Source organism: Candidatus Sulfotelmatobacter sp. (assembly GCA_035498555.1).
In the GTDB taxonomy this organism is placed as follows: domain Bacteria; phylum Eisenbacteria; class RBG-16-71-46; order RBG-16-71-46; family RBG-16-71-46; genus DATKAB01.
On the sequence record DATKAB010000121.1, the window covers coordinates 1 to 13036 of the forward strand.

The following is a 13036-nucleotide window of genomic DNA, read 5'->3' on the forward strand; positions in this document are numbered from 1 at the left end:
CTCCAGCTCGCAGAGCCTCGAGGTGCAGGTCCAGGGCTCGCTCAGCGATCAGGAGCTGGCCGACATCAACACGCTGCTCGACCAGATCAAGGCCGGGCTGCCTCAGCTCGCCTCGGGCACCACCGCTGGCGCTTCCGGCCCCGGCGCCGATCTCTCGAATCCAGGCGACGGCTCGCTCTCGACGCTCTCCGGCTACACGCTCGACGTTCAGCGCTCGGTGAGTGTCAACATGATCGCGATCAAGCTGCGCACCTGGCAGCCTTCGCCCGCGTCGGCCGCGCAGCCTTCGCCCGCGGTGCTGCCCGCGCCGGCCGAGCCGGACTCGGGCTCCGGAGTGGTTTCCGCAGCGCCGGCGGTTGCAATGTCGAGCGATCCGAGCGCGCCGGCTGCCGACGGCTCCACCAGCCTGCTCACCGACAAGCAGGCCGCGCCGGCGCCGGTGGCACCGACTTCCAGAGACGACGTCATGCAGCGGCTCCTCGACGCCTTTCAGTCGATTCTCGACTCTTGGCAGAACGAGATGTCGAACTCGAGCAGCGGCTCGCCGTTCAACGCCCTCGACTGGCTCAGTCAGGCGCTGGGGCAGTTGAGCGCGGCGCTGAACGGCAGCCCGGCCGGCTCGACATCGAGCACGGGAGCTTCCACCTCGACTCCGGCGGCCGTCGCCTAGCCAGGATCGCCAACTCACCCGCCGCACGCGCGGCTCAGGGCTCACGGTGTATGCTTTCAGGCCGTGAGCCTGAGTCATTGCTCGCCCGCCGGCCCTAGAGCGACCCCAGGCCGGCGAGGTTAGACCCTCTCGCTCGCAGCTTGGGCGCCATGCGGCGAAACCTGTCTCTGGAGTTCGCGCTCGCCCTGATTCTGGCTCTGCCCGCACCGGCCGCGGCCGCGCGTGTGAGCGGACTCACGGCGCGTCCGTTCCACGGTCAGACCTTCCTGACCTGGTCGTCTCCACCGGGAACGGGGTGGTCCTATCACGTCTATCGGGCCACGACTCCCCCGCAGGGCGGCGGGATTTCGCATTACGCGCTGGTGGGCAGCGTTCTCGACTCGACCTGGTGTGATCGCCGCTGCTCGTCCCTCATCGGCTATTCCTATTCGTACACGATGCCGGACGGGAGTCACCTGGCGGCGGGACAGGGCCTGTTCGTCAATACGCCGGGCGCCACCGCGACCGCCTGGTACGCGGTCACCTGCGACTCCGCGACGGTTCCCGCCGACACCGTGACGGTCCCCGGCGTCAATGCGACCGCCAGCGGAGTCCTCGAGATTCCCGACCGCCCGCAGCCGGTCTGGCAGAGGAAGCTGACGGTGGCGCGGGTGACGGGCGACGTCTACACGCTGTGGACCAGCGATCACGACTCGCCCTGGTTCCCCGAAATGTGCAACCGGCCCAGCATCCCTTACGACTGCGCGGTCGTGCCGGGCGCTCCCGGCGGCTGGCAGGCCCTGATGTTCTACCCCCATGTCCGAGGCGGCAACTTTCTCTCGCTCACGAACGGCACGGGCACGCCGGGTGAATGGGTCCTCACCATGGACGATTACATGCCCACCGCCGAGGGCAACACCTTCTGGTTTGGATACAACGAGGGATTCGACATCACCGCGCGCTCGAATTCCACGCCGACCTCGGGATTCGTGGTGGACTACACGATGCGACGCGTGGTCTTCACTCTCGAATGGGCCCGCTCGACTCTTCCCATCGACACCACGCGCGTCTATGCGATCGGCTACTCGATGGGCGCGATCGGAGCCCTGTTCACGACGCTGCGGCTCCCCGACCTGATCGCGGGGGCGATGTTCGCTCACGGCGTCTTCGATTTCGGATTCGAGGCCGACCCCGACGCGGCCTGCTCGTTCAATCTTTCCGGAGCTCAGCGCTGGAGTTGCGATCATCTCTTCGGCACGGTGCAGGAAGATCTCCCGACCCCTGAAGGGGAGCGAACGTTCGATGTTCTCGATGCCAACTACCTGGTGAAGGAGTTGGCGAATGCCGGCCGCGCCGTCCCTCCGATCGTCTCGTTCAGCGGGCGGTACGATACGACCACGGGCTGGGCCGAGAAGCCGATTTTCTTCCGAACCATGCACTCCACACGCGAAGGAGGCATGTTCTTCTTCGACACCAGCACCCACAACGGGGGCGCGCTGTCGGCCTGGGCTCCGATGGGAAATTTCGGTTACGTCTACCGGTATCGCAGCGATCGGAGCTTCCCCGCCCTCTCCAATTGCAGCACCGACTCCAACCCGGGCGACGGACATGCCGCGAGCGGGGACAGCGTCGGAACGATCAATGGATACGTCGAGTGGGACACCACGACCATCGTGGACTCGCGCCTGGTGTGGGGGATCAGGCTCACCCTGCGCGACCTGGCCACTCGATGGGGGACTCTGCGAGCACCCGATTCGCTCTCGGTGGACGTCACGCCGAGACGCCTTCAGCAGTTCAGGATCCAACCCGAGACCCCGGTTCAGTACTCGCTCACCGACGCCGGCGGAGTCTTGTTCGCGAGCGGGGCGGCCCTTTCGGACGCCCATGGCGTGGTGACGATCCCCGCAGTCACCGTACGCAGATCAGGAACGCGACTCGCGCTCTGGCAGCTGCCCAACAACTCCGGAGTTCGAGCCGCGGCCTTCGACGGCGTGACCCTCAGCGGCCTCGTGAACCCACTGCACGGCGCGTGTCGGTTCGAGGTGGCGTGGCCGCGCTCGGGCGCGGGTCGGGTGGAGGTGCTGGATGTCTCGGGGCGGCGCGTTCGCCGCGTGTGGTCCGGAGTCGCCTCGGCCGGCCCGCAGTCCGAGCGCCTCGATGCCACGGGCCTCGCCTCGGGCGTCTACCTCCTTTGCGCCCGGCAGGGCTCGGCGGTCACGACGCGGAGGTTCGTGGTGGTGCGCTGAAACGGACTGAGTGGGAACGCCCGGCCCGGTGTATTGTCGATCCGTGAATCCGCTCCGTTCCAGCTACACGTTGACGACCGTCGCCGCCGGCCGCTATGCCATCTTCCACGGCGGCTACGAGTGCGGTGAGGAACGCTGGCGGATCGAGCACACCGGCGAACATCTGATCGTCACCGGAACGCATGAGCTGGTCGCGCCGCACCCGCTCCCGAACCTTCAGGAGTTCCGGGTCACGCTGACGCCGACCTGGCGCCCGCTCGGACTCGAAGTGCTGTGGCACGTGGGATCGCGCGTGTTGCGGGCGCGGCACGCCGCCGATTCGGGCAAGTGGCGAGTGAGAATCGAACACGAGGGCCAGATCCGCGAGCAGCACGGCGATTTTCCAGACCCGTGCGAGGTCGAGTTCACGTCACCGTTGTTCCAGCAGTTCATGCTCTCGCGGCGAGACTTCCAGCTCGGCGGCGAGCACGAATTCCCGGTGCTGAGAATCGGGCCGCCGCACATGGCGGTGAGCCCCGAGCGCATGCTGATCCGCTGCGTCGAGCGCGGCACCTGGAACGCTCCCTGGGGAAGGGTCGCGGCCAGGCGCTACGTGGTGAGCCTGCCGCCCGCCGGCGAGCACGAGGGCTACAGCTACTGGGCCGACGAGCAGGATCGAATGCTCGAGAGCTTCGAGGGCCCCGAGCCGGGAATCACCTGGATGCGGCTGGTCGAGTACACGCGAGGCTGAGGAGGAGTTCATGGGATTGCTCGTCAAGAACGGTGAGATCGTCACCGCCGCCGATCGGTACGTCGCCGACCTCTACGTCGAGAACGGCAAGGTCGCCGCGATCGCGCCGCAGCTCGAGAAGCGCGGTGCCAAGGACGAGGTAATCGACGCTTCGGGCGCGCTGGTACTGCCCGGCTTCATCGATCCGCACGTCCACATGGAGCTGCCGTTCATGGGCACGGTGTCGGCCGATGACTTCGAGAGCGGCACCGCGTCGGGGATCGCCGGCGGTACCACCAGCATCATCGACTTCTGCATTCCAAACCGCGGCCAGTCGCTGCTCGAGGGCCTCAAGATCTGGCGCGAGCGTTCGGCGAAGGCAGTGTCCGACTACACGTTCCACATGGCGATCACCGGCTGGAACGACAAGACCGCCGACGAGATGACCCAGGTGGTCGAGAAGCACGGCATCACCTCGTTCAAGGTCTTCATGGCCTACAAGGGCGCGATCATGGTGGACGACGGCGAGCTCTATCAGGTCATGAAGCAGGCGGCCAAGCTCGGCGCGGTGGTCACGGTGCACTGCGAGAACGGCGACGCGGTCTGGCACCTGCAGAAGGAACTGGTGGCGGCCGGCGACCTCGGCCCCGAGTACCATCCGGTGTCCCGGCCGAGCGCCGTCGAAGGCGAAGCGACGAACCGCGCGCTGATGATGGCCAGGCTCCACGGCGCCACCGCCTACATCGTTCACATGACCTGTCGCGAGGCGGTCGAGGCGCTCGGGCGCGCCAAGCACTCGGGCCAGCACTGCTACGGCGAGACCTGCCCGCAGTACCTGCTGCTCGACGACACCGTGTTCAACCGGCCGGATTTCGGGGGTTCGGCGTACGTCATGAGCCCGCCGATTCGCCCGGCGCACATGGGCCACCACGCGGCGCTGTGGAACGGGGTCGGCAACGGCATGCTCGATTCGATCGGCACCGACCACTGCCCGTTCACCCACGAGCAGAAGAAGATGGGCAAGGACAACTTCACCCTGATCCCGAATGGCGCCGCCGGCATCGAGGATCGCCTGCAGCTGATGTACACGTACGGCGTGTGCGAGGGCCGCTTCGACCTGCAGCGCATGGTGGCCCTCGGCAGCACCAATCCCGCCCGCATCTTCGGGCTCTACCCGCGAAAGGGGACCATTGCGGTCGGCAGCGACGCCGATCTCGTGATCTACGATCCCGCCGCGACCGGTATGAGGAGCGCGAGGACCCACCATTCGAAGTGCGATCGCAGCATCTTCGAGGGCTTCAAGGTGAAGGGCGTCCCGGCCAAGGTGATCGTCAACGGGCGCGTGCAATTTACCGACGGCAAGCTCGACGTGCAGCGCGGCGCCGGGCGCTTCATCGCCCGCAAGGTCGAGAGCCCGCGAACGCGTCAGGCGATGGGCGCGATGGAGATGGGGAGAGTGTGATGGCGAGCGGCCCCGCCGTTGGCGCGCGCGCGAAGCCGGCCGGGCTCGCGCTCCGGATCGCCCTGTGGATCGCGCAGCTCCTGCTCGCGCTGCTGTTCGGCTACGCCGGGTACCTCAAGATCTCGCAGCCGATGACCGAGCTGTCCCGCATGCTGGTGTGGCCGGCCGCGTTGCCGCCCGCACTGGTGCGCTTCATCGGCCTCTGCGAGATGGCGGGTTGCCTCGGCCTGATCCTGCCCTCGGTGTCGCGGGTCCTGCCGATTCTCTCCCCGATCGCGGCGATCGGACTCGCCACGATCATGGGTCTGGCCATTCCATTCCACATTGCGCGTGGCGAGGCGCAGGTCATCCCGCTGCACCTGGTACTGGGCGGACTCGCCGTGTTCGTGGCGTGGGGAAGGCTCGCGCGCGCGCCGATTGCACCGCGCAGGTAGCCACGCTCGAAGCGACCGGCGTGCTCAGGGCACGCGGTTCAGCACCGCGAGGGACAGCCGCCAGCGATTGTGTTCGTCGCGGCGCCATACGTTGAGATAAGTGCTCGAATCCGTTCCAGCCGCCGTGCCGCTCGCGAAGCGCGCCGCCACGCCGTAGGTGTAGGCGAAGTCGCCGGAACGCGAATCCCCCGAGCCGCCGGTCGCGAACTGCCAGCCGCCGCCCAGCGAATCCGCCGCGGCGCGCGCCGCGGGGAGCCCGAGCGCCGGCTCGCTGCCGGCATGGTTGAAGCGAACGTCGGCGGTCGCGGTCTGCTGCAGGGCGTGCGCAAGGCCCGACCGCGACGCCTCGCCAAGCATGCGATCGAGCTGCGCGAGGTCGGAGACACTGCTCGGGCCCGCAGCTTTCGCGTTCGAATGATCGGCGCCGCGCTTCAGCTCGCCACTTCCCACGCCGCCACTCTTCGGCGCGGCGTGGCTGCCGCCGATGTCGAGCGCCACGCGCCAGCTGCCGTCCGCCTGCCGCCTCCAGATCGAGATGAAGTGACCGTACGCGATCTTGGCCGGATCGGTCTCGCCGGGCGGCCGGTATTCCCACGGCCCGGTCGAGACGCCGAGATCGCCGGCTCGCGACACCTCGGCGTAGCAGGGTTCCCAGATCAGCGTGCCGGGCGGGCTGTTTCGGGATTCCCACGAGGCGCGGCCGTCGATGGGGAGCGGGCGAAAGATGATGGCTCCTTCGGCGAGATAGGTGAGGAACGCTTCCTTCATGCCCTTCTCGACCGAGAGCGCCGAGAACGCGCGCTCGGAATCGGTCAAGGACTGGAAGGCGTCGGGGGCCGAGGCGTGTGCGGGATCGGGGCCGGAGGTCGAATCGGAGAACGGCGCGACCACGAGCTGGCTGATGCCGGCCGCGAATGGAGGCGACGAAAGCGCGTAGGTGAGCAGCGTCAGGCTGGTGACGGATCGGAACTTCATGGTCGGTTCCCGAGGCACGCCCGGCGGGCCGTGCCGCGCCAGAATGGAACGTGCGCGCTCCGGTGGTTCACTATTCTCCGACTCGCGCCGGATTGCAACGTAAACTCTGGCGCCGACGCGCCTGTAGATGCGACCGCCCCCGATTCGGAGGCAGGCCATGCTTCATGTCCCCACCCGGGGGCATGAGGGCATGACGGAAGGGGGCCGCCCGCCGTGATGCCGGGATTCCGGGCCGCCCTCGGCGATTCGAAGCCGCATCGCACGACTCGAGGCCGCCGACCTCCGTCCGGTCACATTCCTGCCGTATTTCGGCGATCTCCGGCGACGTTTCGCTGCCCGCCGGTTCGTGGCAAGATGCTTCGCCATGAACACACCGAACCGTCCAGGGTCGCGACCCCGGTGAAGCCGCGCTATGCCATGGTTTTCGTGCTGTTCGCGCTGCTCGTGCTGATCGCCGCCCTTGAAATCACCGCGCTGGCGGGCGCCTGGTCGCTCCATCACGCGGGCCGCTTCGACGACGAGATCGCCTGGCTCGAGGGCTGGGAGCCGGTGCGGTTCTGGGAGCCGGGACGCCACGCCGTGATCGATCAGCGCTACCTGGATCGCGTCCATGCCGAGCTGCTGGCCGGACGTCTCGATCGCGCCGCGGTGGACGCGCGCCTCGCCCGGGCACGCTTCCGCTCGCGCGGCCGTGCGAGCGATCCGCAGCTGCTCGCGCTCGGCGTCGAAGTCTGCACGCGCGCCGCCGACCGGCTCGAGCGAAACGGGAGCCTTTCGGCTGCGGCCGACTGGAACGACAGCCTGTTCGTGCTGGCGGTGAGAGCCGGCGAACCCCGCATGCGCAACGCCGCCGTGGCCGCGTTCACCGAGGGGCTCGACCTGCGCGTGCGCGACGGCAAGCCGTGTGACGCTCTCAGCCGTGTGCTGTGGGCCGAGCACGGACTGGGCGGCGAGATTCCGGGCTTTTCGCCGCAGACCCGGGCCGAGCTGGAATCGCGCTGCGCCCGGTCGCGATCGGTGGCGAGCACGCGATGAGCCCGACTCCCGCCACGGTGATCCCGCTCGATCGTCTCGAGAGGCGACTGGCCGACGCCAAGCCGGTGTACTCGCCGGGAGAAGCGGTGGCCGAGGCCAACCGCTGCCTCTATTGCTCGGACGCGCCGTGCGTGGAGGCGTGCCCGACCGGGATCGACATTCCAGGCTTCATCCGCAAGATCGCGACCGACAACGTCAAGGGCTCGGCGCGCGCGATTCTGTCGGCCAATCTGCTCGGCTATTCGTGCGCGCGGGTGTGCCCGGTCGAGGTGTTGTGCGTCGGCGCCTGTGTCTACAACCAGTGGCATCGTACGCCGCCGATCCAGATTGGCCGGTTGCAGCGCTATGCCGTGGAGACGATGTTCCGGAACGGCGCGGGCGCGAAGCTGCTGCCGAAGGCGCCGCCGGCGGGGAAGAAGGTGGCGTGCGTGGGCGCGGGGCCGGCGTCGCTGGCCTGCGCCGGCTATCTCGCGCTCGAGGGGGTGAGCGTGATGCTGTTCGAGAAGCGCGCGCTCCCCGGCGGGCTCAACGTGACCGGTGTCGCGCCTTACAAGATGCAGGTCGACGGCGGCGCCATGGAAGTGGATTTCATCCGCTCGCTGGGCGTCGAGATTCGGACCGGCGTCGAGATCGGCCGCGACCCGATGCCCGCCGATCTGCTGCGCGATTTCGACGCCGTGTTCCTGGGTGTAGGGCTGGGCGCCGACGCGAAGCTCGGCATTCCCGGCGAGGACGGCGCGGGCGTGATCGGCGCGACGGCATGGATCGAGCGCCTGAAGCTCGAGCCTGGCTTTTCGCTGCCCGGCCTGCAGCGCGCGATCGTCGTCGGCGGCGGCAACACCGCGATCGATGCCACGCGCGAGCTGGCGAAACTCGGCGTCCCTGAAGTCACGCTCGTCTACCGGCGCGGAGCGGGCGACATGCCCGGCTACGCCCACGAGCTGGAGCTGGCGCGCAAGGAAGGCGTGCGCCTGCTCGAGCGCGCCGTGCCGAAGGCGTTCATGCACGATTCAAGCGGTGCGCTCACCGGACTCTCGCTCGCCGACGGGCGCCAGGTACCGTGCGAGCTCGCGATCGTCGCGATCGGCCAGGCCAAGCTCGGTTCACTCGCCACGCAATTTCCGGGTGTCGCGCTCGACGAGAAAGGCCGCGTCGTGGTGGACGAGGCCACCGGCCGCACCGGCAACCCGAAGGTTTTCGCCGGCGGCGACGTGCTGGGCGGCGAGCTGGTGGTCACCGCGGCCCAGGAAGCCAAGCGCGCCGCGCGCGCGATCTGCGCTTCACTCGGAATCACGCTCCGCGGCGACGCCCCGATGCGCGCGGGGCGCGAGTAGCTGTCGCCACCCGCGCCCCGCCATCGCCGATCCCGGTTTCGCTCGCTACTCCTCGCGAATGAACACCACCTTGCTCGACAGCGTCTGCCCGTTGGCACGCGCCCGGTAGAAGTAGATCCCGTTCGCCGCGCGCGAGCCGTCGCTGCTGGCGCCGTTCCAGGTGAACGAGTGCGCTCCAGCCGCCACCGAGCCGCGATTCAGCGTCGCCACCACGCGGCCCGACACGTCGTGGATCGTGACCTCGAGATTGCCGGGCTTCGCCATGGTCACCGCGAAGGTCATGCTGCGCCCGAACGGATTGGGTCGAGCCGGCGCCATCATCACGCCGCCGCTGCCGCTGCCGAGGCTCGCCACCGGCGTGCCGAGGCTCGCGGTCACCAGCGCGCCGCTCGGATCCGAGATGTCGGCGAGCGCGAGCGAAACCTCGCCACCCGCGGTCTGCCCCGGTCTCAGCGCGAGCCGCAGGGTGAAGGTGTGATGCGCGGCCCCGGCCGCCAGCGCGCGCGCTTCCCTCGCGGCCCTGGCGCTCGAGCTGCCCATCAGGTCGCCGAGCTCGAGCAGGCCGACGTCCACGCGGCCCGAGGAGCCCTGGTAGAGCCCCAGGCAATTGGGGTTCGACGGGAAGACCACGTCGCGGAGCTCGTAGCGATCGGCCGGGAAGTCGAACGCCAGGCGAGCGCCCCCGATCGGGTTGTCGCCGTCGAGCGTGACCGGGATGTCGACCAGATTGCCGCTCTGGATCGGCGCTCCGAAGTTCATGGCCAGCGAGGCGTCGTGGTGGCCGCCTTCGTTGCCCGGATGATCGCCGTGCAGGATCTCGATCGCGCAGCACATCACGTCGGGGACGCCAAACGTGCTGTCGCCGTCGCAATCCGGCGGGACCGCGCCTGCCGGGCAGGCGGTCGAATCGTGCAGGCAGCGGATCATCGCCACCAGATCGCGCACGTCGATCGAACCGTCGCCGTTGTAGTCACAGCCGGGGCCCGGGCAGAACTGAACGAACGAGCGCAGATCCGCAGCGAACGTCGGGCAGAGATCGAGCCCGTTGGCCAGCGAGTCGGCCCCGAGCAGATTCTGGAAGCGCAGCTTCACCTTGGGCACGTTGCCCTTGTCTCCGGACTTCCCCGGACCCGAGCTGTCGGTGCCGGCCGAAACCTGAACGTCGAGAATCGCGGCCAGCGTCGAGTCGAGGTGCGCAGGATCGATGGGTGAGATGTGCGCCTTGCCGTCGGAGTAGAGCACGAACTTGGCGCCGTGATCCGTCGCCTGCCACTGCAGGTGCATGGCCGCGGCTTCGCCCAGCGCGGTGAGGTTGGAAACCGCGAGTTTCGGCGGATCGAGCTTGAACTCTCCCTGGAGCCCGTACAGCGAGACGCCGGACCCCGCCTCGAACCTGGCGTTGCCCGGATGTCCGGGCGTGACGAAGGCATCGCACCGTTCGTCGCTCGCACGCCCCGCCACGTCGAAGTGCGCGATCAGGCAGGCAGGCGAGACCACGCTGCTGCAACTTGCGGCGACCACGAACGGGAAGGAGCTCCCGCCCAGCGCGGTGACCGAGTCGGTCGGCCCCGTGCAGTCCGCCAGCAGCTGGGCGGCCGAAATCGAGAGGTGATAGGGCGCGGACCGCGAAGGCAGTGGCGGGAGCATGAAGTCCGCCGACCACGGGAACGTGCCGTTCGTGCAAGTACTCTCCGGACAAGCGAGCTGCTTGTAGAACAGGCGGATCATCGGTGGAGCCGGAATCGGACCCGGGATCGGAATGTCGTAGTGGGCCGCGAGCGGCAACGCCAGCGCGGCGCCATAGAAGCTCATGCAGCTCGAATCGAACGCGCCCTGAACGTGCAACGGAATGCTGTCGCCCGGGCACGCGATCTGAGGACAGGTGTCGCACGGCGCCCCGCGGCCGATATGCACGTCGGTCACGAAGGGGATCTTTCCGGGCGGGGGCGGAGTGCCACAATTGCCGGAGACGCTGAAGGCGATCGAATCGGCGTGCGTGACGTTGCACACCAGCGTGTCGCCGCCGTGATGGTCGATGGCGGCGAGGTCTTGATCGTGCAGCGTCAGCCTGGTCAGGTAGACGAATCGGAACACGAAACGGCCGGCGGCAAGCGCGCCGAGCGAGTAGCTGAGCGATTCGGGCTGGCAGTGATCGACGAGGCAATGCGCCGGGTCGTCGATTTCCGAGCGGATCAGGATTCCGGCGCCGCTCGAGTCGATGCCAAGGAGCTTCGGGCAATCGCCGCAGGCCCGGAATACCACGCGTACCGAATCTCCAGCGCACGGAGCCGGCGGTGACAGGGTGACCAGAATCGGCGGCTTGAAATCGCTGGGACAGCGCAGGGGGTCGCCGTTGGCGAGAGCCAGCCCCGAGACGACCGCCAGCGAAGCGAGCAACGTGAGCGCGAGCAGGAATCGGGCAGGTGCACGCATGGAGGAACCTCTCATCGCGCGCGAGGCGCGGCCAGCTCCGGGTGGGAGCGGCTCAGAAATCCCGGTTTTCGCGGGTCCCGTGCGACCGGGGGACCGATGGAGCTGAAGCCTCTCGCCACGAGCGACGCGGTGTCAACGCTATTCTTCGACCCGGATCCTGGGATCGAGCGACATGTAAAGCAGGTCCACCAGCAAGTTGGCGAGGACGATGAACACCGCCGCGAACAGGACCGTGCCCATCACCATGGGCAGGTCGCGTTGCCGGATGGCCCGCCAGGCCAGCCCGCCGATTCCGGCAATCCCATAGACCGACTCGGTCAAGACCGCGCCGCCCATCAGGTAAGCGACGTCGATGCCGAGCATGGTGACGATCGGAAGCAGGGCATTCCGGAGCACGTGCTTGCCGATCACGCGGCTGGGGGGGAGCCCCTTGGCCCGCGCGGTCCGGACGTAGTCGAGCCGCATCACGTCGAGCATCTGCGAACGCGTGAGGCGCGCGTACCAGCCTGCGTAGAGCAGCGCGAGGGTCAGCCACGGGAGCACCAGGTGGTGGGCCCAGCTCGCCAGCCCGCTTTCGGAGACCGTCGCGTAGTCGCCGATCGGAAACCAGCCGAGGCGATCCGCGAACACCGAGAGCAGCACGAGTCCGAGCCAGTAGACCGGCGCCGAGACGCCGATCAGCGCGCCGACGGTCGCAAGCCGATCCCATGCCGAGCGCGGTTTCAGCGCGCTCACGATCCCGAACGGGATCCCGATCCACAGCCAGATGATGACGGCGCCGGTGGTGAGCGAGAGCGTCTTCGGAAATGCGGTGAGAATGGTGGGCAACACCGGCTGCTGGCTGACGTACGAGAACCCCCAGTCGCCGATCGCCGCGCGCCACAGAAAGGTTCCGAACTGGACGAGCTTGGGCTGGTCGAGCCCCAGCCGGTGGCGGATCAGCTCGACCGTGGCGGCGGTCGCGTACTTGCCGGCGATGAGCCGCGCCGGATCGCCGGGCACCGCGAAGAAGATCGCGAAGGTCACGGCGCACACCACCACCAGCACCACCACGCTCCAGAACAGGCGACGCACGATCATGGCGGTCATCGGGCCGCCTCTTCCGTACGCGGGGCTCCGGCATGGCGCGCGCGCCGTGTCATCCGACGTGACCACCTTCCGTGCCGGGTGCCACCGCCCGGCGCAATCCATCGCCGACCAGGTTGAGGCTCAACACCGTGAGGAGCAGTGCGAGCCCCGGGAAGAGCGTGATCCACCAGGCCACGTTGTAGAGCGGCACCCCCTCCTGAATCATGTTGCCCCACGACGGCGTGGGGGGCTGAATGCCGACGCCGAGGTACGACAGCGCGCTCTCGAGCAGGATGTTGCCGGCGAGCGACAGGGTGGCGAACACGATCACCGGCCCGAGCAGGTTGGGCACCAGGTGCCGCCACAGCACCGAGACATCCGAAGCGCCGAGCGCGCGCGCGGCTTCGACGAAGTCGCGCTCGCGCAGGCTCAACACCTCGCCGCGGATGATGCGCGCGAGATAAGTCCAGTTCACCAGCGCCAGGATCAGCACCATCATCCACAGCGTGCTGCCGCGCAGCACCGAGGCGAGCGCGATCGCCAGTAGCAACACCGGAATCGCCATCATCGCGTCCACGAAGCGGGACACCAGCAGATCGGCGACGCCGCGATAGAAGCCGGCGACCAGGCCGGCGATCATGCCGACCACCAGCGCGAGCGCGGTGCCGAGACCCGAGACCAGCAGCGAGAC

General features: G+C 68.4%; 11 protein-coding genes. 7 read left to right on the forward strand and 4 right to left on the reverse strand.

Going from position 1 to position 13036, the window contains the following annotated elements; genetic code table 11:
- The 5 genes from VMJ70_10520 to VMJ70_10540 form a co-directional block, all read left to right on the forward strand.
- Positions 1–670: hypothetical protein (locus VMJ70_10520; GenBank protein HTO91553.1), on the forward strand; the 670-nt coding region annotated here is incomplete at its 5' end.
- A gap of 149 nt (positions 671–819) precedes the next feature.
- A complete protein-coding gene (locus tag VMJ70_10525) occupies positions 820–2895 on the forward strand; it encodes a T9SS type A sorting domain-containing protein (protein HTO91554.1) in 2076 nt (691 codons plus the stop codon).
- Between the two features lie 43 nt (positions 2896–2938).
- Complete coding sequence (locus VMJ70_10530) at positions 2939–3625, forward strand: hypothetical protein (protein ID HTO91555.1); 687 nt, start codon at positions 2939–2941, stop codon at positions 3623–3625.
- Between the two features lie 10 nt (positions 3626–3635).
- Complete coding sequence (gene hydA, locus VMJ70_10535) at positions 3636–5066, forward strand: dihydropyrimidinase (protein HTO91556.1); 1431 nt, start codon at positions 3636–3638, stop codon at positions 5064–5066.
- Positions 5066–5500 (forward strand): DoxX family protein, encoded by a 435-nt coding sequence (locus tag VMJ70_10540; protein HTO91557.1) that lies wholly within the window; start codon positions 5066–5068, stop codon positions 5498–5500. Before hydA ends, VMJ70_10540 begins: the two co-directional genes overlap by 1 nt.
- A gap of 24 nt (positions 5501–5524) precedes the next feature.
- Here the strand turns inward: VMJ70_10540 and VMJ70_10545 are convergent, their stop codons facing one another.
- The gene (locus tag VMJ70_10545) at positions 5525–6475 is read right to left on the reverse strand and encodes a hypothetical protein (protein HTO91558.1); all 951 of its coding nucleotides are present in this window, start codon (positions 6473–6475) and stop codon (positions 5525–5527) included.
- A 399-nt stretch (positions 6476–6874) separates the two neighbouring features.
- On the opposite strand from VMJ70_10545, the gene VMJ70_10550 reads away from it, so the two are divergent.
- Together VMJ70_10550 and VMJ70_10555 are read left to right on the forward strand one after the other, a co-directional pair.
- Complete coding sequence (locus VMJ70_10550; GenBank protein ID HTO91559.1) at positions 6875–7510, forward strand: hypothetical protein; 636 nt, start codon at positions 6875–6877, stop codon at positions 7508–7510.
- A complete protein-coding gene (locus VMJ70_10555) occupies positions 7507–8844 on the forward strand; it encodes an FAD-dependent oxidoreductase (protein HTO91560.1) in 1338 nt (445 codons plus the stop codon). The genes VMJ70_10550 and VMJ70_10555 overlap by 4 nt, the downstream gene beginning before the upstream one ends.
- A gap of 45 nt (positions 8845–8889) precedes the next feature.
- Here the strand turns inward: VMJ70_10555 and VMJ70_10560 are convergent, their stop codons facing one another.
- The 3 genes from VMJ70_10560 to VMJ70_10570 all read right to left on the reverse strand — a co-directional run.
- A complete protein-coding gene (locus VMJ70_10560; GenBank protein ID HTO91561.1) occupies positions 8890–11277 on the reverse strand; it encodes a FlgD immunoglobulin-like domain containing protein in 2388 nt (795 codons plus the stop codon).
- 138 nt (positions 11278–11415) lie between these two features.
- Positions 11416–12366 (reverse strand): ABC transporter permease, encoded by a 951-nt coding sequence (locus VMJ70_10565; GenBank protein HTO91562.1) that lies wholly within the window; start codon positions 12364–12366, stop codon positions 11416–11418.
- Between the two features lie 49 nt (positions 12367–12415).
- Positions 12416–13036 (reverse strand): ABC transporter permease (locus VMJ70_10570; GenBank protein HTO91563.1); only part of this gene is annotated, 621 nt, incomplete at its 5' end.